Annotated in this window: 21 protein-coding genes and 1 pseudogene; 8 read left to right on the plus strand and 14 right to left on the minus strand. The window is 58.5% G+C overall.

Going from position 1 to position 24,293, the window contains the following annotated elements; all coding sequences use genetic code 11:
• Positions 1-288: 288 nt before the first annotated feature.
• Complete coding sequence (locus ACN8ZM_RS25510) at positions 289-1,755, plus strand: PLP-dependent aminotransferase family protein (RefSeq protein ID WP_420211103.1); 1,467 nt, start codon at positions 289-291, stop codon at positions 1,753-1,755.
• Between the two features lie 22 nt (positions 1,756-1,777).
• Here the strand turns inward: ACN8ZM_RS25510 and ACN8ZM_RS25515 are convergent, their stop codons facing one another.
• The gene (locus tag ACN8ZM_RS25515; protein WP_420211104.1) at positions 1,778-3,328 is read right to left on the minus strand and encodes a phospholipase D family protein; all 1,551 of its coding nucleotides are present in this window, start codon (positions 3,326-3,328) and stop codon (positions 1,778-1,780) included.
• 875 nt (positions 3,329-4,203) lie between these two features.
• On the opposite strand from ACN8ZM_RS25515, the gene ACN8ZM_RS25520 reads away from it, so the two are divergent.
• The gene (locus tag ACN8ZM_RS25520) at positions 4,204-4,347 is read left to right on the plus strand and encodes a hypothetical protein (protein ID WP_321119254.1); all 144 of its coding nucleotides are present in this window, start codon (positions 4,204-4,206) and stop codon (positions 4,345-4,347) included.
• A gap of 149 nt (positions 4,348-4,496) precedes the next feature.
• Here ACN8ZM_RS25520 and ACN8ZM_RS25525 read toward each other — a convergent pair whose 3' ends face one another.
• On the minus strand, positions 4,497-4,979 hold the full coding sequence (locus ACN8ZM_RS25525; RefSeq protein ID WP_234621164.1) for a hypothetical protein: 483 nt from the start codon (positions 4,977-4,979) through the stop codon (positions 4,497-4,499).
• Positions 4,980-5,810: 831 nt separating this feature from the next.
• On the opposite strand from ACN8ZM_RS25525, the gene ACN8ZM_RS25530 reads away from it, so the two are divergent.
• The 5 genes and pseudogenes from ACN8ZM_RS25530 to pycC all read left to right on the plus strand — a co-directional run bounded on the left by ACN8ZM_RS25530 (position 5,811) and on the right by pycC (position 9,203).
• A complete protein-coding gene (locus ACN8ZM_RS25530; protein WP_420211105.1) occupies positions 5,811-6,386 on the plus strand; it encodes a hypothetical protein in 576 nt (191 codons plus the stop codon).
• 101 nt (positions 6,387-6,487) lie between these two features.
• On the plus strand, positions 6,488-7,027 hold the full coding sequence (locus tag ACN8ZM_RS25535) for a hypothetical protein (RefSeq protein WP_420211106.1): 540 nt from the start codon (positions 6,488-6,490) through the stop codon (positions 7,025-7,027).
• A 24-nt stretch (positions 7,028-7,051) separates the two neighbouring features.
• Positions 7,052-7,246: pseudogene (locus tag ACN8ZM_RS25540) on the plus strand (hypothetical protein); the annotation flags it as partial.
• A gap of 263 nt (positions 7,247-7,509) precedes the next feature.
• Positions 7,510-8,421: a Pycsar phage resistance system effector protein PycTIR gene (pycTIR, locus tag ACN8ZM_RS25545; protein ID WP_420211107.1), complete on the plus strand. Its 912-nt coding sequence runs from the start codon at positions 7,510-7,512 to the stop codon at positions 8,419-8,421.
• A gap of 92 nt (positions 8,422-8,513) precedes the next feature.
• Positions 8,514-9,203, plus strand: coding sequence for a Pycsar phage resistance system uridylate cyclase PycC (gene pycC / locus ACN8ZM_RS25550; RefSeq protein WP_420211108.1), 690 nt, complete (start codon positions 8,514-8,516; stop codon positions 9,201-9,203).
• 153 nt (positions 9,204-9,356) lie between these two features.
• Here pycC and ACN8ZM_RS25555 read toward each other — a convergent pair whose 3' ends face one another.
• The 9 genes from ACN8ZM_RS25555 to ACN8ZM_RS25595 form a co-directional block, all read right to left on the minus strand.
• Entirely contained in the window at positions 9,357-9,980 is a 624-nt protein-coding gene (locus ACN8ZM_RS25555) for a hypothetical protein (RefSeq protein ID WP_420211109.1), read from the minus strand.
• 262 nt (positions 9,981-10,242) lie between these two features.
• A complete protein-coding gene (locus ACN8ZM_RS25560) occupies positions 10,243-11,172 on the minus strand; it encodes a TIR domain-containing protein (protein WP_420211110.1) in 930 nt (309 codons plus the stop codon).
• A gap of 47 nt (positions 11,173-11,219) precedes the next feature.
• Positions 11,220-11,789 (minus strand): Mov34/MPN/PAD-1 family protein, encoded by a 570-nt coding sequence (locus tag ACN8ZM_RS25565; protein WP_420211112.1) that lies wholly within the window; start codon positions 11,787-11,789, stop codon positions 11,220-11,222.
• The gene (locus tag ACN8ZM_RS25570; RefSeq protein WP_420211113.1) at positions 11,782-13,521 is read right to left on the minus strand and encodes an E2/E1-associated domain-containing protein; all 1,740 of its coding nucleotides are present in this window, start codon (positions 13,519-13,521) and stop codon (positions 11,782-11,784) included. The genes ACN8ZM_RS25565 and ACN8ZM_RS25570 overlap by 8 nt, the downstream gene beginning before the upstream one ends.
• Positions 13,521-15,113 carry an adenylate/guanylate cyclase domain-containing protein gene (locus tag ACN8ZM_RS25575; protein ID WP_420211114.1) on the minus strand — a complete coding sequence of 531 codons (1,593 nt, stop codon included), beginning with the start codon at positions 15,111-15,113 and terminating at the stop codon, positions 13,521-13,523. Before ACN8ZM_RS25575 ends, ACN8ZM_RS25570 begins: the two co-directional genes overlap by 1 nt.
• A 1,176-nt stretch (positions 15,114-16,289) precedes the next feature.
• On the minus strand, positions 16,290-16,493 hold the full coding sequence (locus ACN8ZM_RS25580) for a hypothetical protein (RefSeq protein WP_420211115.1): 204 nt from the start codon (positions 16,491-16,493) through the stop codon (positions 16,290-16,292).
• 350 nt (positions 16,494-16,843) lie between these two features.
• The gene (locus tag ACN8ZM_RS25585) at positions 16,844-17,608 is read right to left on the minus strand and encodes a hypothetical protein (RefSeq protein WP_420211116.1); all 765 of its coding nucleotides are present in this window, start codon (positions 17,606-17,608) and stop codon (positions 16,844-16,846) included.
• A 120-nt stretch (positions 17,609-17,728) separates the two neighbouring features.
• Positions 17,729-18,211 (minus strand): Mov34/MPN/PAD-1 family protein, encoded by a 483-nt coding sequence (locus ACN8ZM_RS25590; RefSeq protein WP_420211117.1) that lies wholly within the window; start codon positions 18,209-18,211, stop codon positions 17,729-17,731.
• Complete coding sequence (locus ACN8ZM_RS25595; protein ID WP_420211118.1) at positions 18,208-19,959, minus strand: ThiF family adenylyltransferase; 1,752 nt, start codon at positions 19,957-19,959, stop codon at positions 18,208-18,210. The genes ACN8ZM_RS25590 and ACN8ZM_RS25595 overlap by 4 nt, the downstream gene beginning before the upstream one ends.
• Positions 19,960-20,333: 374 nt before the next feature.
• On the opposite strand from ACN8ZM_RS25595, the gene ACN8ZM_RS25600 reads away from it, so the two are divergent.
• On the plus strand, positions 20,334-21,182 hold the full coding sequence (locus ACN8ZM_RS25600; RefSeq protein WP_420211120.1) for a WYL domain-containing protein: 849 nt from the start codon (positions 20,334-20,336) through the stop codon (positions 21,180-21,182).
• Between the two features lie 555 nt (positions 21,183-21,737).
• Here ACN8ZM_RS25600 and ACN8ZM_RS25605 read toward each other — a convergent pair.
• From ACN8ZM_RS25605 to ACN8ZM_RS25615, 3 genes are all read right to left on the minus strand, one after another.
• Positions 21,738-22,760 (minus strand): porin, encoded by a 1,023-nt coding sequence (locus ACN8ZM_RS25605; RefSeq protein ID WP_420212674.1) that lies wholly within the window; start codon positions 22,758-22,760, stop codon positions 21,738-21,740.
• Positions 22,761-22,911: 151 nt separating this feature from the next.
• Entirely contained in the window at positions 22,912-23,814 is a 903-nt protein-coding gene (gene phaZ / locus ACN8ZM_RS25610; protein ID WP_420211121.1) for a poly(3-hydroxyalkanoate) depolymerase, read from the minus strand.
• Positions 23,811-24,239: a phasin family protein gene (locus tag ACN8ZM_RS25615; RefSeq protein WP_175689087.1), complete on the minus strand. Its 429-nt coding sequence runs from the start codon at positions 24,237-24,239 to the stop codon at positions 23,811-23,813. Before ACN8ZM_RS25615 ends, phaZ begins: the two co-directional genes overlap by 4 nt.
• Between the last annotated feature and the right edge of the window lie 54 nt (positions 24,240-24,293).

Consider the following 24,293-nt stretch of genomic DNA (forward strand, 5'->3'; position numbering starts at 1 on the left):
TGCACGCATCGAGCGGCCCGCGTTCCGACACGACGCGGGCATCCACTTTGAATAGTTTTGCACTCCGAAGTTGCTCGAATCGGATGCGTGCGGCTTCCACGGCTGCGCCGCCCTGTCGATCGGCCCATCGACAGTCGCTTGCCAAATCGATCAAAATACCGCGTGCCGCTATCGTGGACGATCGCCGGAATGACCCGCGCGCCGGCCGGCACCGCGAGAACGTGAACGATACGATGCGCGTCGAATCTTCAAAAGAACCAGCTCAACGAAAAATTCTAGAACCAGCCCATGGATCTCGCGCTGCTCATCTCATCGCTTTCCAGACAGGACGGCACGACCCGACACAGCCAGCAGGAAGCCCTCTACCGGAGCCTGCGCAACCTGCTGCTGGACGGACACATTCCGTCCGGCACACGGCTCGTGTCGACGCGCGTGCTCGCGGCGGAGCTGGGCATCGCGCGCAATTCGGCAGTCTATGCGTACGAGCGCCTTGCCGAAGAAGGCTTCGTGGCGGCGACGCGCAACGGCACCATCACGCTCTGGGACGGATACGGCCGTTCGAGCGCCGGGCTCGACAGCGGCCCGGCCCCGGTTCAATTGTCCGAGCGCGTGCATGGGCTGGAGAACGCCGATCCCGAACCCGAACGCATGCTGCCGTTCGTGCCCGGCCTTCCGTCGCTCGATGAATTTCCCGTTACCGCATGGCGCCGTTGCATCGAGCGCGCATGGAAAGTCATCAAGCCCGCGCAGCTTGCCTATGGCCCGGTCGAAGGGCTGCCCGAATTGCGGCGCGCCGTGGCCGCCTATATCCGGGTCTCGCGAGGCGTACGCTGCGACACAGGCCAGGTATTCATCACCGACGGCACGCAAAGCAGCCTCGAACTATGCGCGCGCATGCTGGCGAATCCCGGTGAATACGGCTGGCTCGAGAACCCCTGCTACAACGGCGCCCGAACCGCATTCCGGTCGACCGGCCTGGCGCTCGTGCCGATCGAGGTCGACCACGAAGGGATGGCGCCCACCGACGAACAGTGGCGCACCCGGCCGCCGCGGCTGATCTATGCGACGCCATCGCATCAATACCCGCTTGGCGCGCTGATGAGCCCCCGGCGGCGCGCGGCGCTCGTCGAGCACGCACGTGCGTGCGGCGCGTGGATCATCGAGGACGATTACGACAGCGAGTTCCGCCACGGCGGCCAGCCGCTGCCGGCGATCCAGGGCCTGCATGCCGACGCCCCGGTCTGCTATCTCGGCACCTTCAGCAAGACGATGTTTCCCGCCCTGCGGCTCGGCTTCATGGTGGTTCCGCCGGTGTTGGTCGAACGCTTCACCCGAACGCTGCGCGAACTCGTCCATCGCGGCCACTCGGCCGACCAACTGGCGATGGCCGAATTCATCGACACGGGCCTCTTTGCGCGGCACCTGCGCAAGATGCGGATGCTGTACGCCGAGCGACGGAGCAGCCTCGAAGCGGCACTCGCCCGCCACCTCGGCACCGCGCTGAGCGTTCGCGAAAGTCCGGGCGGCATGCATCTGTCGGCGGATCTCGCGATGCCGCTGCACGATACCGACGTCGCCCGCGCCGCGGCCGCGCATGGCCTGCTGCTTCAGCCGCTGAGCAGCTATCGCGTCGGCGACGGCCGGCCGTACAACGGCTTCGTGCTGGGATACGCCGGCCTGAACAACGCGACGATCGAGACCGCGACGATGCAGCTCGCGGCCGTCATCGAGCAGTTCGGCCGCACACGTTGCTGAGCGTCGCACGTGGCATCGCCACTCACAGTTGCGATTCGATCGGAAGCAGCCCGAGAAACCAGATTTCCATCCGCCGCGCGGCCGACACTTCCGGTTCGTGATCGAGCTCCGTGACCTTCCCGTCCGAATCGGTCTGAATCCATTTGAGCTGCCCTTTGCCCGCCGGATCGGTCCTCGGCTCGACCCGCCACGCAATTCGATCGAGCCGCCCTTCCAGATCGTTTGCCACTTGCGACGCAATCGCCGGACTCTCGCAGTACACGCCGATTTCCGTATTGAGGTTCAGCGAGCGCGGATCGAGATTCATCGATCCGATGAAAATGCTCTTGTGGTCGAACACGTAGGTCTTGGCATGCAGCGACGCGCGCGACGACCCGATGATCACCTTCTTCGAAATGCTCTTGTCGCCCGACGGCCGCCGTTCGTAAAGCCGCACGCCGGCCGCCACGAGATCGCTGCGGTATTGCCGGTAGCCCGCATGCACGGCCGCCACGTCGGTCGACGCGAGCGAGTTGGTCAGCACCGTGACGCGCACGCCGCGCGCCGTGAGCGCGCGCAGCCGCTCGACGACCTCCTTGCCCGGCACGAAATACGGCGACACGATCAGCAGGTCATGTTCGGGCTGCAATGCGAGCGCCCGCAACTGCGGCATCAGGTGCCCGTCGCTGTCCTTCGGCGCGTGCGCGATCTTCGACGGATCGTCGTACAGCACCGTCGCGTGGCCCCACGACAATTCCGTGCCCGCCCCGTGAACAATCTGGTCGAGCCGTTGCCTCGCCTCGAGTACGTACGGGTTGTCCTCCATGGCCCTCAGGTAGTCGCGCAATCGTTCACGCTCGCGGTCCAGCCCGCCCGGCGCCGCATCGTGTCCGACCAGTGCACCGATCGGATACGCGTACGGGGAATTCCAGAACGTGTCGAATTCGGTCGAGATGTTCTTCACGACCGGACCATGGACGACGACATCGAGATCGCCGAATTCCAGCATCGACGAAGCGCCGAAATACTCGTCGCCGATATTGCGGCCGCCGATGATCGCTGCCTGGTTGTCCGCGATCATCGCCTTGTTGTGCATGCGCCGGTTGACGCGCGAGAACTCGAACACCGTGCCGATCTTCTTGAACCGGCGCGTGGCGACCGGATTGAACAGCCGGATTTCGATGTTCGGATGCGAACTGATCTCGAGCAGCTTGCGGTCGTCCGCGTTCGTGCCGAGATCGTCGAGCAGCGCACGAACGCGCACGCCGCGATCGGCCGCGCGAATGATCGCGTCGGCCAGTTCGTGCCCGGTCAGGTCGTCGTGCCAGATGTAGTACTGAAGGTCGAGCGAGCGGTCCGCGCGATCGGCAAGCAACACGCGCGCATCCAGCGCGTCGACCGGATCGATCAACAGATGGAACGCGTCCTGCCCCGGGTGCGTACTGGCCTGCCGCTGGAACGCAACGCCCAGTCGCGTGTTGTCGGTATCGGTGTACGCGTGCGTCTGTACGCGATCGGCCTGCGGCGGCAGGCTCGCGCATGCAACGAGCGCCAGCAACGAGAGAATCGCACCCCACGAACGCAGCATGGTCATGATTGCCGTCCCACTCCCGCCGAAGTCTGTTTATTCTTGCCGCCGGATGGATCGCGGGGCTGTCTGGTTTTCCTTCGGCCGCAACCGGTGTTGCGTGTGAAACGGCCGCGCTACAGCATACTTGGATTGACAGCGGCGCGGCACTTTCTCGGTAATTTCCCGATCCGGACGCGCGTCACGCGTCCACGCAAAGAAAAACCCGCGACGCATGAAGCCATCGCGGGTTTTCGGCATTGTGCCGTTAAGCATAAATTGTCCTCGAGATAAAGAATAAGCGGTCCGCGCATTATGCCACCACCCGCAATCACCTTTTCCTCAAAAAACCATAAATCGACCAATCGGTTAAATATAAAGCATATCCCGTCCAAAAAAATTACCGATAAAATAATCTAGTTTTTAACTTTAACGCGACGCGAATTCGAATACCATGAATGACGTGCCGCCAGTGTGGGAGACGACGTCTTCCCGCCAGGCCCTCAGCGGCGAACAGGAGATGCTCATGCCTATTTGGAGAATCGCCCCCGTAATTGACGAGCCGGGGGTCTCGCTATCGCGCTGGAGAATCTTGGAGACAGCGGACGGGACTCGACATTTTGTCGGCGCAGACAACCGCGACCGCACAGGACGCGTAAGCTCCGAGGTCGTGACGTTCGACCCTCAAAGCTTACGTGGCAAGACACGGTCCGGCCGCATTTATCAGCTCATCGGGGGACCTGGCCAGTCAGACAATGCGGACTATGTATGGAAGCGCTGGTGCGAATTGAATTCCGTGACGGCATACGTTGACGTTACCCAGCAACTGCTTATCCGAGCCGCTGATGACAACTCCATATGAGCGCACGAAGGCGGTCACGGATACTCGCGAGTTCCTGCAGATGCTTGCTTCCGCTGACCGTGTCGATTGCCATGGCAACGTTCAATCAGTCGCGGAACATCTGCTCAGGCACTACCCGCTGAACATCGACCTCGATGTTTCGGCTGCTGCGTTGCCCGGAGTCTGGGCCGTTTGCGGGCTCTAGATCGAAAATGCGAGCGCGGCATCGTGCCGCGCTCGACAGTTTTCCGATTCGCTATTGCTAACGTGCGAGTCTGTCACGGTTGCTGCTCGTAAGAGAACTATCCGCTCGGTGCTCTCCTCTTGCAAAGCGATATGCGATTCGCTCAGTGATTACGCGCAACGAAGGCAAATCAAACCATCCTCCGCACCCCAGGCGAACATCGCGTGCATGTCTGTGAAGATTTCATAGAAATCCTGGTCCGCAAACGTCTTCGCGCGCTCGTCCCATTCCGCGAACTCCGCCGCCAGCTTCATCGAAGCCTTCGGGCCAACCGTTCCCTCTTGAATCCACATGAAGAAATCTCTGAAAGCGACAGGACCACCTGTATTCAAGAGCTCGGCAGTGCAGCCGACCATGTCCTTCAATTTTATTACCCAGTCACGGCAAACGCGCCAGTGAGGGAAGCAGAAGAAGCAGACTTCCGCAAACCGGTAGGTGGCGCCAACCTCAACGCCTTCGGCCAGCTGCGGGACTTTCGGATTGCCTTCCACGACCATCAGGTCCGCCGTCGCGTAATCATTGCTCGTAAGCTCCTTTAACGCGGCTTCATCAAGCTTCGTCAGCCCTCTGCCAGCCCAAAACAAAACGCTCATAACATTCTCCATAAATGTGCGGAAGTCATGCAATCGGCTATCTTTCATCCGCATAATTCAGTTCCCTGCTACGAAGGTAGATCGAGCAGAGTTATCACCTCGATTTGTCGAATCGGGCATAGGACGTATAGTGTCGGTCGGAGCAGATGACGCGAAAAAAATGCCCCTTAAATAGACGGAATTTCCTCGAAGGGAAAAAACAACAGATAAATCAAGGAAGTTTTTGATTTAAAAATAACTGCCCGACAAATAAGCCTGTTTTCCGCCCCAGTCCCGCGAGCACCCATGGATGTAAGTGACCTCGTGCAGTCGGACTTGCTCGGGATCAGATTAAAGGGCCAGATCGCGCGGCAGGTCCGCTCCGCTCATGGCCTACAAATATGCGGCGCGCACGCTGTACTTGGGCTGCATGGCCCACAAATGTGGGGGCAAAATCGCCTCCAGCCAGATGACCGTGAGCTTCGACTGGATACGGATATGGGTACGCAACACCTGCCCGGCACGCCCGTGGCACAAGGCCTATCCGAATCTAATCGAATACGGTTCGGAATCCAGTCGAGATGCGCGGTCTCGTTTCCACCTGCACGTCAATAGGCTCTCAACAAGATTAGCTTGGCGACCCAGACGAAATCTAGCCCCTCCTGCGTCGAAATTCTGCCGCGTGAGTTCTTTGCCTTTCGGTTCTCGCCGATGCCAGCACGGGTGCAAAAGCCGATCTGCTCAATTTTGAGCAAATCATGCCCCTTCTGCGAACCTACACTCATATGCAGGCAACGCACCGCCTGTGCGAGCAACCGACCGGCTGGACTCGCATCCCAATGAACCCGAAAAATGAACAACTTTGGCGACAATGTGCATGCCGTAGGTAGTTTTGACTTTTTGGCGCGATTCTGGCGCAAGCGGAAGATGCCGAAAGGGCTGCCTTTCCACGTCTGTGCGCTGACATGTCCGATGGACGCTTCGGCCTTGGCCAGCCTGCCGCGGGACTTCTCGCCGGCGATAATGACTTTCGAGAGCCTGAAGCTTGGCTCGCATCCAGTCATTGACATGACACTATCCATCGGCGACCTGGAGATTCACTGGCTTGCCGATGCGAAAGACCCGGATGTTTGGATGTATATCGCCCACTGGGAGGACCGGAAGGTCGTGCCGATTGTGGTCGGCATCGAACAGGGTACTGACTGGGTCTACCGGCTCTATCTCCCAGAGATGCCGAATATCGCTCTGAATGCCGGAGAACTGATAGACACGCATTACGTTTGGGGAGACATGGAGCTGTGGCTCAGCATGGTCGAGCACGTCAAGAGCCATCGGGCTGCATACCCGCTCTTGTCCGCTCGCGTGCCACCATTGCCACGGCCCGATGGGTTTCGTGCAAAGTTCGCCTTATCCCCCACAGATATTTGAGTTGAAGCTGGAATAGCGCGGCACCGAGCATCTTGCCCGGCGCCGCAGCCCTTTCACTGAGCTATGCCCTAGTCTAATCATACCGACCACATTCGACGAACATGATTTATTTTACGGAAGAGCAGATAGCTGCCAGAGAGCTCCGAAACACCGCATACCACGAAGCGGGCCACAAGATGCTTTACGAGCGCTTCGGCGGCGCTGGCGACGCAGTCGTGTGGAAAAACGAGAGTGGCAATCCAGATGAGAGCGCGTGGCTCGGCCAGTTCCGTCCGCGCACCTGCCCCGAGGAGATGCGCAGAACGGCGTTGAACCATGGGTTTCCCGCTGCCGAGCTACCTGAGAATTGGAAGGTGCTCGTCGGCATGGCAGGCCTGTTGGCCGAGGACATCCTGAGCGGCGAGACGGATGATACGGGCGCCATGGCGGATACCCTGTTTCTCAGAATTTCCTTTGGAGAGGCATCGCCCTCCGACCTCGCGCACATGGGCGTCACGGATATCGAAAACTGCGGACTGAGCTATGAGGTGGTCGACGAGGCCGTGCGGATGCTGCGCGAGGGATGGCCGGTCGTGCAGGAAGAAGCCGAGTATTTGATAAAGGCCGCGCAAGCAGACCCGGCGTGCTACGAAATGGTGTGAGACATCACCCGCCTCCAGCGTGCGATGCGGCGATTTCTCCGGCAGGCTGCCCATGTGATCGGCGTGCACCATCCCGTGATCGCCGAAAAGTTGCGACGCGCGAACTCGCATCGGGCCCGCCACACCCACAAAACATGCGCTCTCGCCCGCGGAGCCGAACTGACGATGGCGAGCGATAACCTGCGTCGTGCATCAATCGCGACCACCACCATTTACCTGCGAGCGACGGGCTGCCCAGATAAATCGGGGGTTAGCAGTACGATAGTTAGCCGGTCCGCATCGCTTCAATGTCTCTGCTCGACCCGTCACGGGCATGGATTCCGATCGGCTTCCAGTGGCCGCAAGTCAACCAGAAACAGGCATTTCAATCATACCGTGCCACGTACGATTGTTGGCTCCCAACGGGCGCGCAAAAGCCGTCGATTGTCCATTAGAATCATCACTGCGGTTTGTTTCCCAAAGGCGGCCAGGAGAGCACAATAATGATTGAGAGATTTTCGGGGGAAGCGGGCAAACGCCTGCGTGTTGAAGCGTTCACGGGCCAAAAGCTGGTCGGTGGCGACAAAGATCTGGCCGCGGAGCTGGCTGACATGGCTGAACTGATTTCCGTCAAGGCGGGAGACGTCATCATCCAGCAGGACGCAACCGACAATGACTTGTATTTCATCATCACCGGAGCGTTCGACATCATCGTCAACGCTACGCCGATCCGCCGGCGGTTCCCCGGCGATTCGGTCGGGGAGATGGCCGCCGTTGAGCCGGTCCAGAAGCGGTCTGCGACGGTTAGCGCGGCTGCGGATTCCCTTGTCGCGAAAATCACAGAACAACAATTGAGCGAACTTGGCACCCGCTATCCGGACATCTGGCGCCGGATGGCAAAAGAACTCTCGAAACGCTTGATCGAGCGCAATCAGTTCGTGAATGCGAAGCGCGAAAAAATCCGCGTTTTCGTGATTTCAAGCGCTGAAGCGCTTGGCGTCGCGCACCTGCTCCAATCCATGTTCGCACACGACAAGTTCCTGACCGTGCCGTGGAACCAAGGTGTGTTCAAGGTCGCAAACTATACGCTCGACGATATCGAACGTGAGCTGGATCAATGCGATTTTGCGGTGGCGATCGCGCATGGCGACGACGTCACTAATGCCCGCGGAACTGAATGGCCAGCCCCACGCGATAACGTAGTGTTCGAGCTCGGCCTATTCATGGGACGCCTCGGCCGCAAGCGTGCGATCCTGATGGAACCGCGCGGCGAGGGCGTCAAGCTTCCGAGCGACATGGCCGGCGTGACGACGATCCCCTACGTCTATGACGAAAAGAACGATACAGAAGCGAAGTTTGGCCCGGCCGCGACTGCGCTCCGCAAGCACATCATGAGCCTAGGGACGATCTCCTGAATAACCCGTAAATCGATCTCGAAGCCAAAGCTGGATCGTGTCACTGCCAACGTAGCATCCGACTTCGGCTGAACAACAAACTAGGGATATCAATGGCTTTGGCCGACGATTTAAAAAAATGGGTTGGAGAAACGTTTACTGGTGAGTGGGAAGTTCAAGAGACTACTGGTGTCCCAAATCCCGAGGATTTGCGTCTCAACTCCAACCACGCGAAAGATCTTAAGGCCGCGACGGTCCTTTACGCGGACTTGGACGGGTCGACCGACATGGTGAACACCAAGAAGTGGCAGTTCAGCGCACAGATCTACAAGACCTTTCTGAAATGCGCTTCTGACATCATCAGGAATGAAGGGGGAAACATTACTGCCTATGACGGGGACCGAGTGATGGCGGTCTTCACCGGGGACTCGAAGAATACGTCCGCAGCCCGATGTGCACTGAAAATCAACTCTGCCGTTCTAGACATCATCCAGCCGGCAATTGCGAGAAAGTGGCAGACGGATTTTGTACTGAGACACGTCGTGGGCATCGACACAAGTCAACTGAGAACTGCGCGAATCGGTGTACGCGGAGACAATGATCTCGTTTGGATTGGGCGGGCCGCGAACTACGCCGCCAAGCTCACAAATCTCGCCGGCAAGCCAACTCGCATCACCGCCGACGTCTACAACAAGTTGGCTGACCAGTTGAAGTACACGAATGGCGTTGACATGTGGGCTCCAGAGTATTGGGACGACATGGGAATCTGGACATACACATCGACGTGGAAATGGACCGTGTAACCGTAAATGTCAGCTACTGGCCGACCTGATGTCGCTTTTACAGACCCGGCACCCTTTACGAGCGACGATCCGTCTGGCCAACCGAGTGTTTTTCGATCCACCCCGAATACGAAAAGTCTGACAGCCCTTCTGCTGGCCGTCTGGACAAACGGGCTACCAGTAATATTCGCCGTCGTCACGTTGACCTTCGATCCATATGTCGCCGAGGTCGAGCTCGTAGTATGAATAGGCTGGTTCGCCTCGCTTGCCGTCGACTTCGAGAGTTGTTTGCCCCGATAACCACGCGTCCATTCCGGCGTTGTATGCGGCTGGTCCGATATGGCATCGGTTGCCTGCTCCAGCGGCAATAATCCGTGCTGCGTAGTTGGTGGCTGGCCCGATACAAAACGGAATCGTGCCCAGCGCCTTCGTCGTGATAGTGGAGCTATCCAAAATACCATATTCGACGCCAATCTTTAGCGATGGTGGCGCCGGAATACTCGTGATGTAGTCGGTGTCCGCTAGGTAGCTGCACATGTTGTTGAGATCTTTCGCAATGCCTACGCAAGCCATGTAGGTACTATCGGCGTCGGGCAGAATTGCGAATATTGCATCGCCATTGACTCCGATGACGCTGCCACCTTCTCTCTCCACTACGGCAATCGGACCCAACAAGATGTCTCCCACGAACTGTGCGACGCCGGCGCCAAGCTTGTTTTGTGCAACCAATGCTGTGAAGCTGTTAACGTCGACGATCATTGAGAACGCCGGGAAATGCTGAAGCGGTGGAATCTCCATTTCGTGTCAGGATTCTTCAAGTTGGCCCACCGTCGCGGATCGTTGCTGGATCGACTGGACGACTGCCATTTCGCCAATTGAGTTATCAGGGAGTTGTGGGCGGATTCGCGTGGTGCCAACGCACGATACCATGCGCGTCATGCATAAGTCCGCGCGAATACCACCAGAACTCTATGCTCGCCGCAGCGTTTGTTGCGCAAGCGCTCGCTTATCCAACAAAGGCTCAACGCGGCGCCGTTTCCCCAATCTGCGTAAGGCTACGTTATTGCAGCTCCCGGCAGCCTCCCTTACGGATCTTCGTCTCAAGCTCGTAGATGGGCGAGGTCAGCACCTGAGTAGCTACTTCGTCAGCCTTTCCGCTGAGCGGCGGGTACATGATCGGTGTAATACCTTTGAAGTCCGATGGCATCTTCAATTCCTCGCTCATCGTGGGAACCAGCAAGAACGTGCGTTTGCGACCTAGCCGCGACATGAAGAAACCCAGCTCGAAGATGACGTTATCTCGAGGGGCTGCAGTCTGGTGCTTTCTTGATCGAACAATGTCATCCGGATGGGCAATGGCTACACCGAAGTCGGCTCGATCCACCTCTGCCTCCAGCGCCTCAAGAGGATAAGCTCCAGCGGGAAAGATTTCGTCGTCGGACCAGAGAATCGAATCGGCGTCAGTGTATCTCAGTCCATGCCGAAGTGCCTTGGCGACTTCCAGGCTCTCCTTGGAGCTAATAAAAAATACTCGCGGCCTGTCGTTAGGCGAGCGGATAAACGTGTTCCGCTGCAGAATGCGATTTGCCAGTTCAGCGGCAATGAGTTTATACAACGTAGGGTGCACGTTCGCGATTTTATCAAGCGTGTCCGGCGAAACCTTCAGCGTTACGGTCGGCTCCAGTGCTGTCACCGTTGCGCTTCGCACGATGGACGGGTTGACCGCCGACATTTCTCCGACCGTGAGGTTACGTTCACGCTGGTACAGGTACTTGCCCTTTACAGAGATTCCGACCTTTCCCATCAGCAGGAAGTACATTTCTCGATCAGCCTCGCCCTCCTTAATGAGCACTTCTCCAGCAGAGTATTCTGTCAATTGTCCAGCGCCAGCAAGCGCTGCGGCAACGTCGCGGTCTCCCTGAATTATGGTCTGCGCGAGCATTGCCTGCACGAGCGTGGTGGGTTCTTTGAAGCGATCGATTAGATTCATTTTGTCTCTTTTACTTAGACTTAGCGAAATCCTGGATTTGGGGAAGCCTAACGCCGTGACGGTCGCGAACAGCCGCTTTCCGCACGCATAGCAAGTCTCTTGCGCAGCGATAATCGAGGAGAAGCAGTCACCTCGGTGAGCGCGTCGTTTTGCTCGAGCATGGTCAACGGCACGCGCATCGGCGCGAGGTCAGGTACGAAGGCGTGCGCAGATGCTTCGAGCTTGCCGGCACTCGATCGTTTGACGATCAACAGTACGAGGAAGTTGGCCACCTGGTCCGGCGCCTCGAGCAGCGAATGCATCGTACGGATGTCCTTTGGACTTGGCAGCGCCGGAAAACTCGGGTGTGAGTGCCACTCACCGAGATAGTTGAATCTCTCGTATTGGTGCCCAGTCAGGTCGTGGAATCGCCGCATGAAGCGCTTATGGAGGCTGGCGTCTCGCGAGAACGCCCCGAAGGAGCCCCCCGTACGCTGAACAGACAGATCAACGATACGGAAGACGCGGTCGGCAACGCGCTCAGTCGCCAAGACGCCGCCAATCTCATCGGTGCGAGCACGCCGAAGCTCGCGCAGTAGCTTGGCGGCGCATTCCGGCGCCAATTGAACCTCAATCATTGGTTTGCCCCCGCGCTACCGTGCTGAATATTTCCAGCAGCGCTTTATTACCCTCGTCGCGCACGCCGGGGCCGACTTCAGCGGGGTGCATCCACGGGCTCGAACCGAGATTGATCGGCCAGGTATCAAAGGGCCCTTCGAAAATCCACTCCTTACGTAGCCCGATCATGTAGGCCGAGCACTCGAACTCGGAGCTGTCGCCGGCGACGGCGGAATCGATGAGCAGGCGAGCAAAATGTGCGGCGATGGCAGACACGTCTGCATCGTCGGCAATCATTGGCGGCCCATCCTCTGGCCGCGATGCATAGTCCTTCTCTGGCTGCGGCGGCTCGGGAAAATCTGGCTGGGCACACCACTGGTCGATCATCGAACGCGCGTCGAACGGATTGGGATCCAGCCCGGGGCGTGCGCGTGCAATCAGGCCGCCATAGCCGCCGGCGAAGATGCGTGCCCAGCACATTGTCTTCTGGTTAAGCCTGGCTGCCGCAGCAGCATAGTTGAAGACGTCGTGGTCGCCAGTGGCGTCGACGATGACATCCGCGTTGGCAATCTCACGCACTAACGCATCGTCCTTACTACCGGGCTCCTGGCCGCCCAGCAGAAAGTTGTGCACCTTTACGTCGACGCCAGCAGCCACGCGCTTCAAGCGCTGAGCGACGGCATACGCCTTTAATGCACCTGCTTGTTTGGCGTCAAGGTCATTGCGAACAAGGTTTTCGAGCTTCAGGACGTCGGCGTCGATCAAGATGAATTTGCGCGCACCGCTGCGCGCCAGGGTCGTGGCTACTTTGGAGCCGAGGGAGCCACACCCTAGGATGGCAAACGTCTTATCGGCTAGGCCGGCGTTGCGGGTTGGGAGGCGATTGCCCGAGTCCGGAAGAACTAGTGCGAACTCGTACGGCCTTCCGTCGTCAGGCCGCACATAGAAAGCGCGCACCCCCGTTGGCATGACCAGCATGAGGCACCGATCTTCGTCGTTGGCGATGGGTTCCGCGACGAACATACTCCAGAAGACGCTACTGTTCGCACCGTCCTTGAGAAAGCTATCGATGGCTTTCAGACGTGCGTCGTCGGGAGCTATTGCCATGGCCAAGCCATCTAGGCGTGCGTCCTCCACGAGCGCCGTGGGCACCGTCGGATCGATCCACTGCGTATCGTCCTGTTCGATGACATTGGTGAGCGTGACCATCACCGTCTTTGGGCTCCAGCATCGGTGCAGCTTGATCGGCTGGGTCCCGGTCACATTGGCAAGCTTTGCTTGGCCGGCAGCGGTCATATTCATCCGACACCAGTTCCCGCGAATTTGCTGACCGTCCGTCACGTGGTGCGCCGACGGTAACGCCCATCCCGACGTGTGGGTAATGCCTAGGTCGGCGGCCATCAGCTTCAGCGCACTGCGCAGCATTACGGCGCCGCTCAGGTCCGGATGCCAGTTGTCCGCACGGTACTCAAGGCAGAGATCGCCACTGACGAGGTACTGGTGAGCGCCCCACTCTGTGGTCTCCCCGATGGGGCGCACCACGGGAGGCGCGTTCGGGAAAATCAGGGGGTAAATCATGGTGACCGTGCGAGCCTTGTCGGCGATCCGCAGATCTACGTCGACCTTCAAGGCAAGGTTGGGCCCCGATACACCCCATCGGGCATTTTCGATGCCGATCCCTTCGGTGACGAGCTCGTCGATCGCCGCCCGCTCGGCCAGGAGACGAGGCTGGTCGGTGATGAACCACCACATCAGGCAAACCCCGCCGGAACCTTGTTCGGATTAGTGGGGCCGGCGGCCTGAGCCGGCAGCGTGAACGCCGCAGCGGCCGTCGCTGGTGCGCGACCGAGCCGGCTCGGCTGGGTAGACGGCAACGTGGCGGCAAGCCCCGACGCCGAAGCAGCCTTCTGGCTAGTATTCTTACCAGCGAGCGCGTCGGTCGCTTCGTCGTAGTCAAAATCCTCCCGGATCCGGCTGTCACCGAACAACGTGCGGAATGCCTCAGGCGCATGCTTGTATGTGGCCTGGCCAATCGCAGTTTCGTTGCCCTTGCAACGGCGCTGCTCATCTTCGGAGCGCAGTACCGCGCGGCTGATGCAGCACCGGATCCGCTCGCCCTTGTAGCCCAGCCGGGTGATTGCCGTCGGGCCGTGCTCCAGACCGATCTGGATGCCGAGATCGCCGGTGTCGATGCCCTCTTCCTCGAGGATGGTAATTGCCTCCTCGAAGCTGCTGCGCATAGCGGCCGCGCACAGCATGGCGTTTTTGGCCGTCTCAGTGTCGTCGGTGGTCTGGGACGTCCCTTCGATTAGCACACCGTGAACGCAGTCGCCAATAAATCGGATCTTGCGGCCAGCGAAGTCGGCATGGAGGACGGCGTCGAGTTCGGCTCGCAGCACGTGCAGCGCCCGGACGACATCTTTGGCCGAATCGTCGTCATCGATCCTGTCCGACACGTAGGCGGTAAAGCCGTCGATGTCAGCGTAGATGGACGTCGACTCCTGGCGTCGCGAATTCGCCGGGGTCAGTGTTTCCAAGTCGAGATCGGCGAACGGCGGCGTGTGCCGCGTGAACTCAAACGAGCCGAGCGGCTGGTTCGCGAGACCCTCTTCCCAGTCCTCGACCACATCATCCGCAGTGACTTCGAGATCCGCTTCATCCTCGGACTGCTCGATCTGCACCTTGGTCAACGCTGTCTTGTCCTCGTCCTTGACCGTGCTCCAGCCCACGACCGCACGCGCGGTGTTGGTCATGTAGATGCCGGTGTCGACGCCGCCACCCGAGCGCTTGGCGGCCAGGTTAGCCGGCTCGCCCAGGAAAAGCGGCTCGCGATTGCCGCGACGCCCGTTGTTGACGGCTAGCGCCATGCCGGAGTCGATGCCGGCCCTCACCTTGGCCGCAGGCAGCGGGTCGTCGCCGCTTTCGCCCGTGCGCGCGAGCACGTCGATGATCAGTTGTGCCGTCGCCACCGCTTTATGGATTCGGCCGGCCTCGTCGCCGTACGGTTTGGCAACGACAGCGTGAAGCCGCTGGTTGTGGAAATCGACCTGAATCGCGTCGACGTCCTTCAGGATGTCACGCACCGCGCGGTAGTGCCGGTCCAGGAAGCGCAGCGTGCGGCTGTGCGCCCGCACACCCTCTGTGTCCGTGACCCCGAGCATCTCGTTAATGTTGAGAATGTCGACATACAGGTGTACGCCGTCGATGCGATAGGCGACGCCGTTGCCGAGCCCGGTCAGATCCGTGTCGCGACGGTATTCCTTGATCTCGACCTTGCTGACCTGGTTGACCCAGCCGCGAATGCGCTCTTGGGCGCGATCCTTCTTCCAATTCCTGCCTGCCATATGTTCTACCCCAATGAGTTAGCTGCCTGGACTCAATCGCGGAGACCAGAACGCGGTGCTATAACATGCGAATACGGACAATCAACGACCGTTGGGCCAGGATTCTTTTGTTGTTCAACCGGCCGAGAGATCGAACGAACAAGTTTGAAATTCGTGAGCCAGTAAAGGCGGTGTGATCGAGATAGCGAACGCGCCTGCAATCCTCAGCGAGGCAATTCATCACGTATTAATGCAATAAGAATGGTCTGTCCGTTCAATAGCTCGATGAGCGCCATATCCCCCGTTGCCCACGTGGAAAATGTAATCTCCGGCGTTGCCATGGGTGACCATCCTTAGGAAGCCTTTGAGGACCTGCGCCTCAAAAGATACGGTAATTTTTACCCACTCCTCTCCCAGACCGAAAGATGCGACATCGACTAGATGTTGATGTGATATTCAATCTATCACAAGATCTAGTGCAACACTATCGAACTTATAGCCGTCTTCGATTCTTGATCGATGTCAACGGCCGGCCACCGAAATGTGGCGTTTTTACCGAAATCGCCGCTTCTGCAAGCCAAACGTTTGCGAAGGTTGGTTTTACGCGGGACACCCTCGGATACACTCTTTCACAAAGGCATCAGCGCCAAACATCCCGCAGGCTCCTATTCGATTTACGGGCGCAAACGACCACGCACTGATTAAAAAAACGTTTTCGCCGTATTGAGTCGGCTTCAACACCGCAATATGAGGACGTAGTTCATGAGCTACAGATGGATCAGGCACCCGGTAAGCACCGACCAGATTCCGGGAATTCCGGACAAGTGCTATCCACTGGCAGTCCTCGGGTATGGGGGGATGTACTCAAAACTGGAAGGAAAAACCCGCAAGGTCGCCGTTTCTTTTCAGCGCCTAGATGTCGACGGAGACCCTCCTTTCCACACGAAGATACCCTGTTTTGCAGAATTTCCTTTGGAGAGGCATCGGCCTCCGACCTCGCGCACATGGGCGTCACGGACATCGAAAGCTGCGGACTGAGCTATGAGGTGGTCGACGAAGCCGTGCGAATGTTGCGCGACGGATGGCCGGTCGTGCAGGCAGAAGCTGAGTATTTGATAAAGTCTGCCACAAGGTGACCCGCTCAACCACGGCGTTGAATGGCAGGCGGCTTCGGAAGCCGCCGCATGACCTGCTGCCTCATCCCCCGCGCTTCTTCACCATTACGGCTCTGATATCTTTCTCGCTGACCTTGCCAGTCTTGTCGCGCATCTCTTTCAGCGTTGTATTCGGTCCGAAGCCCGGGATGGGATTCGCCAGGTTCTTGTTCATCGTGTTGCCGTGCTTGAGATCAATCTTTCCGTCCTTGTCACGATGGCGACCATCGAGTCCTGGTTGCTTCATGATAGCGCTCCTTGTAGCTTTTACATGAGAACTGCTCTACAACAACTTCCACCCTGATGTCGTGCGGAGCATCGCGCGCGATGCCTAATGATGCTGCAGCGCGACTCGCTTAAATGTATTGCCGGCCTCGTAAGTGAGAGGCGCCGTGGGATGGTCAGGGATATTCCGGCTCATGATCGTGGCAATTGAGCCGCCCGACGGGGCGGCGCCTTATTGGCGATCGAGCATCATAGCCCGATGGGCCCCGCTGGGGTTGGCGATTTAGTTCCTTCGCCGAGGCGACTGCACCCGGTCCGGCCAACAGCTCCTAAGTTCGTCTCGCAATGGTATTGGCCGGATAATCTGATTGACTACCCCTTCAAAGCAGCAGCCGTAATACCGCCAACGGTAGATGACCACCAATCAAAGCCTTTTCCTGAGAAAGCCACGAACGAACCTCCAAGAAATACGGCAAAGACCACGACCATACGCGCCGGCCTGAAATTGAATGTCAGGCCAACCAGCCTGATGGCCATCACGCCCCCTGTACGCTGAGCCATACTTTCCGCGCACTGGAAAACTGCCATCAACGCATTCGAAAGCAAGACACCCACAATCGCGGCCGTTCCAACGATGTTCTCGAACACTACGCGATGTCCGTATTCCGATAGGCCGTTCCAAAAGTCACGCGCCTGCATATGAGTTGCCATCTGAATAACCTGCCCGTCCAATCGACCATAACCGAAGTTGAGCAAGCTCAAAACGATGATCGTAACAACAGGGTTGATAAACAATTTGGCCATATCCCCCCATGTTCCCTCTTCGGTGCGAAGTCGCCAGAGAAATCCGATGACAAGAGGCAAGACGGGCAAACTCGACAGAAGCGCAGCCTTCGTCAGGACGTCATAAATTCCATCGATGTGTCGCACGTACAGCCAGCACATGACGATCGATACCACGGCTGCGAGGACGGCAATCTCTCCACCCGCGCTCCCGCCACCGCCACCGCCACTACCGCCCGATCCGCCAGACCCTCCACTATTGTTAATCCGCGTGTTATTGGTAACGCTGATCGTGCGGTTACCATTTCCGACAACATTCCCATTTCCCAAGATGTCAACATTTATGTTTTTCATACGCCATCCTTATTAATATGTCGATTTAAGTGCTCAAAATTCAGAGTGTCGTCTCGCCAACGGCCATGAGAAGCCTGCTGCCGTCAAGGCATCGGCAGCCAGGCACCGAGCCGCACCGAATCAGGCCGCGTATGCCCGAATATCGAGCACGTCGTACCGAATGTCGAAACCGGCCATGCAATCGCTGACGTACCGATGCACTCGCCACTCCCAATCTTCGGGCCCGCCGCCGCCGATGAGCATCAATGGGCGTGCAAGCCCTGCCTCTCGATGTCGGGCGATGCCGCGTAGTGTTCGCCTGTCAAGCCAACTCATATGTGGCCTTCCATCAGGATGCGTATGCCAGTCTCCCAGATAAACCGCGTGTCCCGATGATGCCTCGAAAATATCGTCGAGCCGATAGCACTGCCAGTCATGATCGGGATGAAAACGCTGGCGCTTGTGCCGGGCGGCCGGTCCCGGTCCGATAATGTGCTGAACAACCGGCTCATTGTTACTGGCGACATATCCAACTAGGACGCCCCCCGTTTCGAGCGGATACGCGCGACGAGCCTCATCAAGCATCTCGTCGAACGCGGGCGCGTCAATCCAAAGCGGGCTCATACCCGCGAGCTGCAGACCAAGCAGTCTTGTCTCGCAGACAAAACATGAGTCGTCCAATCGGGCGCAATTGACATCCCTTCTCTCTGGATATCGGCAACCGCGACGTCCCACGAAAAGTCTGGATATCCGTCATGCGCTCCCGAACATAGAGTCGCGACCGCCAAACGGCTGGCGAGGTTGGCGATCGCATCACTATCGATCCCTGCACCAATGAACGTGGGTTGGGAGCACCCGCCGGGCTGGATTTCGTCTGTGCCGGCATCTGCCGGCAGTCCGATCGTTTTATCCTCGAGACCGCGAAGAAAACAATGCCAACAGCCGTTCGAACTGCCCGCCCTGATTCGACCAACGATGCCGCCTGCAGCGCCGTGCGTCGTCGTCAGCCAAACATACGGCTTCCCGAGTTCACGAGCGAGATCGGCCAGGAAGTGACTTACCCGGTGATTCGCGGCTGCGTCGATGACAATATCTGCCTCGGTCGCCAGTTGCCGGAGGATCGCATAATCAGAAACGCGATTGTCTCCCGGGAGTGAGGGCACTCCGATGCGAAGATTACAGCCACGCACGGTCGTGTATGGATATTCATTGCCGATGTGTGACGCCAGAGCGGTCGTCTTCTGGAGCCCCGCATACTGCCATCCCAACGCCCACCGCACCGTATTTCCGACCTGCAAGTTGTCGCAATCGACGAGTTCAAGCCGGCCGATTCCTGCCCTTGCCAGTTGGAGACAGACGGGTGATCCCAAGCTGCCTAGCCCAACAATCAATGCAGCCTTGTCGCGCATCGGTGTCAAAAATGGCGCGCGCCGCAGCCAAGCTTGCTGGCCTCCCCAATCCGCTCGCACAAAGTCCACGCGAACGTCGGCCTGACGCGATCGCTTTGCTTCTCGCGTCACACGCACGGACAAGAATATCCAGTCATCCGCGGCGTGCCGCCAGGACACTTCGTCAGGATAAACCACACCAACTACGATGACGTCGCCCCGCTTCGCAGACGAAAGCATTTTTCCCAGTTCGGGAAGCTTAGCTTCTATCTGGCGGAATACATCTTGCGTGGCGGTCTCGAAGGAACTGATCTCCGGCCTTCTCTCCAGCCTCAGCCAAAAACCGTTCGAACGGACTGCGAAGGCCGGTATCTTCGCCGCGAAAGTCACGAGCGGCTTGTTGTGCATGTCGCTCATCGACGCAACGACGCCATTGACGAAACACCGATCCGACCATCCGGGAGGCGCAGCACGAAGCAGTAGGTTAAGCCGCCCTGCTGACACCTCCGCCGGCGGGGTTTCGTCCGGAACGATGACCGCACATTCCACCGCATACGGCAAGAACGACGACAAAGGTTCACCAACATGATCCTCTGCTTTCGCGATGGCCTCAGCAGCTGCGCTACTGTCGTTAACTTCCAAAATCGCTGGCAGTTGCTCCTGAATAAGCGTCGCCAGCGAATCGTGTCCGGGACGCCACTCCTCACCCTCTCGCGCCAAAAGGCACAGATTTTGCCCGAGAGGGTGCTGGTGGCGCTGAAACTGACCGGAATCCGTCGTCACCGCTGGCACGAAGTATGGATACATATCCGGGTAACTGGCCGTGAGTGCCAACACCCCATCTCCATGCGGCACGTCAACATGTACCACCAGCTGCCCCGCCTCCGTCGCAGCGGCGTCAATCGACCAACGATATCCCAGTCGGTCCAGCGCCTCCTTCTCCCTGGAGAGCGCAGCCGGATAGCGGTCCCACCAGGCTTCCATGATTAACCCACCGGCCGATGACCAGGGGGCTTCGGCGCACCCGATCCAGGGTCCGGCCGCCCCGGCGGGTTCGGCGGTGGTTGGTGGCCATGATCATGATGGCCGTGATGCGCGTGGTCACCATGGTGACCGTGCTTGGAACCGTCTTCATGGCCGCGCTGTTCGTGCGCACCCTTCTGGTCATGCTCGCTCATAGTCGCTTTTCCTGATAGATCGCCGGCAGCGTCTCTCGATGCTGATCGGCCGCCATCCACGGCCGACGGAACCATTTTATCGGCGCGAAAGGAAAATGCAACTACTTTTTATGACCACGTATTTTAAGCGACGACATAAAATCAATCTTGGCCTACAATGCGGTGCGGAGGAACACCTATATGAACTTGCCCCGAGACACCCAGCGCGAGCGGCTGTACTACATCGAATTTCTGGCCCTATTTTCTGGACAAGTGAGCAGGAAGGACCTGACTTTCCGGTTCGGGATTAGCGAGCCTGCTGCAACCAAGGACCTATCGCTCTATGCAGAGCTAGCCCCTTCGGTGCTGAGATACGACCTGCGCCGGAAATGCTACGTTTTTGACGGCGGACAGCCATACTTCGAACACAACGTCGAGCAGGCTCTGCATGCGTTAGCGGGCGACGGCGCTGTCGATTTCGATCCTTCGAGAACAAAGCGAATCCCTGGTTGGGTAAGCACAAGCATCAAGCGTCAGGTTCCGCTGGAAATCGCTGCGACTCTCACCCGCGCTATCGATCAGCGACAGTTTGTTATTGCTGAGTACACCTCACTAACTACTGGATCTCACTCCCGAAAACTCTCACCGCTAGCTCTCGTGAATGACGGCCTACGCTGGCACATTCGGTGTTTCGACCACGAAAAGGAAGAGTTTCGGGATTTCGGGCTCACGCGATTCGCGAGTGTCGAGGAACGTGGCAGTTCTGATGTCGACTTGTCAATAGATCGTGACTGGAACACCGAAATAGTATTACGTCTTACCCCACATCCCCGGGCCCTTCACCCGGAAACTACATATGCCGACTATGACATGAAAGGCGGCGCCAAGACTGTCACGCTTCGTGCCTGCCTGGTGGGATATTTTTTACGTCATTGGCATGTTGACTACTCCCCAGACGCATCCGGCAACCCGCGCGCGCAACAGCTCTATCTCGCGAACCGCAGTGAGGTGCTTGACGCCGGCGTTCCTGCATGGGCGCTGCAGCCGTAGGAGACGTCCTTCGACGCCCTGTGGACGCCAATCCCCTGGCAACACGAGCGTTATAGCTGGTTATCCTCAATGCCCAACGCATAGGCTAACGCATCGATCAACGCGCGTAATTCGACCCACTGCCCCCCAGTGTAGGGCCGCTGCCACCGTGCCCAACGGGCATTGACCGGCTTGGGTGCGTACCAGACAGTGCAACGCTGCGACAGCTGCGCGGGGGTTAAGACACGCCGAGATAAGCTCCTGACTCCGCGCCGGTATCCGTCCGCGCACAGCAAATAGCACGCCGCGTGCAAGAAAACATCATTCAAGCGCGTAGAACTCCAGGCAAAGTATTACCACGTACGGTTGGTCGCCACGCTGGCGTGTCCGTCCCACGAGGGCGAATCCGCTGCTTGCTTAGACCGCCAGCCATCCTCAGACACGAAGCAGAATTTCTACGGACGGTCACCAGCTGGAAGCGGGTAGGAAAGGCGGCCAGACATCCATCGAGACCACATATTCGATGGACGCAGCGCGATTCGACACTTATGCGGCGTCAGGACCCTGCACCTTTACCTAGAAGGTATGGCGAAGGCCCACCGTGGTACCCACCGAAGTTCCGGGCACCTCGTGCAAAGCACCATTAATCGACAGTCCCGTGTTCATTTGGCCGTGGTTATGGACCATCGCGACCTGTCCATAAATGGTCGTCGCCTTCGACAGGAAATACTTCAACCCCGTCGCGGCCAGGATCGATCGATTCCCCGTATCGTTGCCGTCGCTCGTGAACCAGGCACCCGCGTCGACTTCGACTGCAGGTGTAATGGTGTAGCTCGCCCCGGCTCCATACACCCGATTATCAAACGACCCACTCACTTTGTAGAGCGCATATGACCCTTTAACGGTCAAATTACCGAAGCTATACGCGGCGCCAATGGTCCGTCCGGTAAACGGCACGGTGCTGGGAATCGGCGTACCTGCCGTGCCGCCCGCGTTACCGCTATAAAGCGCGACCGTAACCAGGAGCCCGCCGGACTGGTATTTCAGACTGGCTGAATATTGCCTTCCCGACTGGAAGTCCCCCGCCTTCCCGCCAAGTCCGAACATCGCGCTTCCCTGAAAGCCTGCAATCACCGGGCTGGTATAGGAAACGGCATTCTGATTGAATAGACCCGTGACCAGCACGTTGTCGACGTATAGGACCGCGCCGCTGCCAAAATATGCGATATCACGCGGGTCAGTCGAAATCAACGATAGCACGAATGGCGAGTATTGCAGACCTGCCTTGACCGTCCCGAAATCTCCGCTCAATCCGATCCACGCCTGACGGCCGAACATATTGCCGTTCGAATTACCGAAGCCGCCATTCGAAATATCTATGCCGCTCTCGAGAACAAAGGTCGCCTTCATTCCACCACCGAGATCTTCGACGCCTCTCATGCCGAATCGCGACGCCGACGCAGCCCCGTCGATCATCGCAAACTTGTGGCCGTCATTTGCCCCCGTGTGCGTATTCAACGATTTGCTCGTATACAGCAGCGCCGCATCGACCACGCCGTATAGCGTGACGCTGCTCTGCGCATGCGCCGTTCCGGACATTACCCCCAGCGATCCTGCAACACAAAAAGCGAATGCTCCCTGACGCCATGTCGATTTCATTCTGATCCTCCAAACTCCGATCTTTATTTTCATTAACACCCTTGTTGCCGCGCATCGGTCTGCAATTCCCGTGCACGTCCTGATAACACGGTCACTGCTCGCCCTCGTGCAGGGCTGGCAGTGGCGGGCTCGACGCAACCTCGTCCGACAGAAATTGCCGGACCATCGATGCGATCTCCTGAGGTCGATTGACGATGAACAGATGACCATCATCGACGACGTTCAGCTTCGCTTTCCGAATCATCGTGGCAAGCACTTTGGCATTCACCATCGGAATGATTGGATCGTCGTTGCCCGCGATCACCAGCGTGGGTTGGCTCAGCATCGGCAACCACGGCAGGCTGCTCCAGCCCCAGGCCGCAAGCAGTTGATAGAGGTAGCCGCGGCCGCGGGGAGGACGCAAATGGCGGCCGTGTTCGCGCAACCGTTCAGGGTGATCGCGAAAGGCGCCACCGTACAGATCGGCACCCACCCGTTCGAGAAATCTTGCGTCCGAGTAGCGGCGGGGATTCACCATCTTGCTGAGCACCGACAGTTTGCCCGGCACCATCAGCACGCCCGGAGACGTCGCCGCCAGTACCAAGCGCCGACACCGCCCCGGAAACTGGAAGGCAAACTGCTGCGCGAGCGCTCCCCCCCAAGAAATACCCATCACGTCGATCTGCCCGTCATAGCCAAGCTGCAGCATCATGCGGTTGATCAGCCGCGCCAGTCCCCAGAATCGGTAAGGCAGGGTCGGTGCGGGCGATCCACCGACGCCCGGCACGTCGAAGGCGATCGTCTCAATGCCCGTGAGTTCGGTGGTGAAGGGTTCCAGCAATTCCAGGTTTGCGCCGATGCCGTTGAAGATCAACAGCGGTGCGCCCTCGAGCGAACCCGTTCGGATGACGACTTTCAGGCTCTGGCCGTCCACCTCCAGCGTCCTGACCTCCGCCTCCCCGATCCGACACGCTTCGCCCGGAGACTCGGTGCCGCTGGAATGGCGATCGCTCATTCCTTCCCTCCTTGAGGCCGTCCGATATCGATCGGCAACAACGCGCGCCACTCCGCAAGGCTTGCCTCCGTCCGCGCACGCAGCGTGTCGAATGCAGCGGACTGCGACTGCAGCGCGATCTGGACAAGTTCACTGACATTGCCGAACGCGCGTTGAATCGTCTCGTTCGCGGCGGCAACCTTGTCTCGCTCCGCGCTCGTCTGCGCGGTCAGCACGTTGCGCAAATCCTCGAGGGATGTACGCAGAATCTCCGCCTGCTTTTGCGCGATCGACTGACCACCGCCTTGCAGCGTCTTCCCGATTTCCAGCATCGCTTCGAGATCCTTGCGCCTCGAACTCAGAATGGCATCGAGTTGGATGCCTGGGACGTTGTATTGCTTAACCAGCTTGACGATGTCGTCAAATAGTTGAGAAGCGTTATCCATGGTTCACCTCCGTGGCGGTCAAAAAAAAGGCAATATCATCAGAATCGAGGATTT

It is taken from the genome of Burkholderia aenigmatica (assembly GCF_048627025.1).
Classification (GTDB): Bacteria; Pseudomonadota; Gammaproteobacteria; order Burkholderiales; family Burkholderiaceae; genus Burkholderia; species Burkholderia aenigmatica.

Bases quoted from the DNA above. Each gene is read 5' to 3' on its own strand.
- ACN8ZM_RS25510 (WP_420211103.1), top strand. From the start codon at position 289: ATGGATCTCGCGCTGCTCATCTCATCGCTTTCCAGACAGGACGGCACG.
- ACN8ZM_RS25515 (WP_420211104.1), bottom strand. From the start codon at position 3,328: ATGACCATGCTGCGTTCGTGGGGTGCGATTCTCTCGTTGCTGGCGCTC.
- ACN8ZM_RS25520 (WP_321119254.1), top strand. From the start codon at position 4,204: ATGCTTGCTTCCGCTGACCGTGTCGATTGCCATGGCAACGTTCAATCA.
- ACN8ZM_RS25525 (WP_234621164.1), bottom strand. From the start codon at position 4,979: ATGAGCGTTTTGTTTTGGGCTGGCAGAGGGCTGACGAAGCTTGATGAA.
- ACN8ZM_RS25530 (WP_420211105.1), top strand. From the start codon at position 5,811: ATGAACAACTTTGGCGACAATGTGCATGCCGTAGGTAGTTTTGACTTT.
- ACN8ZM_RS25535 (WP_420211106.1), top strand. From the start codon at position 6,488: ATGATTTATTTTACGGAAGAGCAGATAGCTGCCAGAGAGCTCCGAAAC.
- pycTIR (WP_420211107.1), top strand. From the start codon at position 7,510: ATGATTGAGAGATTTTCGGGGGAAGCGGGCAAACGCCTGCGTGTTGAA.
- pycC (WP_420211108.1), top strand. From the start codon at position 8,514: ATGGCTTTGGCCGACGATTTAAAAAAATGGGTTGGAGAAACGTTTACT.
- ACN8ZM_RS25555 (WP_420211109.1), bottom strand. From the start codon at position 9,980: ATGGAGATTCCACCGCTTCAGCATTTCCCGGCGTTCTCAATGATCGTC.
- ACN8ZM_RS25560 (WP_420211110.1), bottom strand. From the start codon at position 11,172: ATGAATCTAATCGATCGCTTCAAAGAACCCACCACGCTCGTGCAGGCA.
- ACN8ZM_RS25565 (WP_420211112.1), bottom strand. From the start codon at position 11,789: ATGATTGAGGTTCAATTGGCGCCGGAATGCGCCGCCAAGCTACTGCGC.
- ACN8ZM_RS25570 (WP_420211113.1), bottom strand. From the start codon at position 13,521: ATGTGGTGGTTCATCACCGACCAGCCTCGTCTCCTGGCCGAGCGGGCG.
- ACN8ZM_RS25575 (WP_420211114.1), bottom strand. From the start codon at position 15,113: ATGGCAGGCAGGAATTGGAAGAAGGATCGCGCCCAAGAGCGCATTCGC.
- ACN8ZM_RS25580 (WP_420211115.1), bottom strand. From the start codon at position 16,493: ATGAAGCAACCAGGACTCGATGGTCGCCATCGTGACAAGGACGGAAAG.
- ACN8ZM_RS25585 (WP_420211116.1), bottom strand. From the start codon at position 17,608: ATGAAAAACATAAATGTTGACATCTTGGGAAATGGGAATGTTGTCGGA.
- ACN8ZM_RS25590 (WP_420211117.1), bottom strand. From the start codon at position 18,211: ATGAGCCCGCTTTGGATTGACGCGCCCGCGTTCGACGAGATGCTTGAT.
- ACN8ZM_RS25595 (WP_420211118.1), bottom strand. From the start codon at position 19,959: ATGGAAGCCTGGTGGGACCGCTATCCGGCTGCGCTCTCCAGGGAGAAG.
- ACN8ZM_RS25600 (WP_420211120.1), top strand. From the start codon at position 20,334: ATGAACTTGCCCCGAGACACCCAGCGCGAGCGGCTGTACTACATCGAA.
- ACN8ZM_RS25605 (WP_420212674.1), bottom strand. From the start codon at position 22,760: ATGTCCGGAACGGCGCATGCGCAGAGCAGCGTCACGCTATACGGCGTG.
- phaZ (WP_420211121.1), bottom strand. From the start codon at position 23,814: ATGAGCGATCGCCATTCCAGCGGCACCGAGTCTCCGGGCGAAGCGTGT.
- ACN8ZM_RS25615 (WP_175689087.1), bottom strand. From the start codon at position 24,239: ATGGATAACGCTTCTCAACTATTTGACGACATCGTCAAGCTGGTTAAG.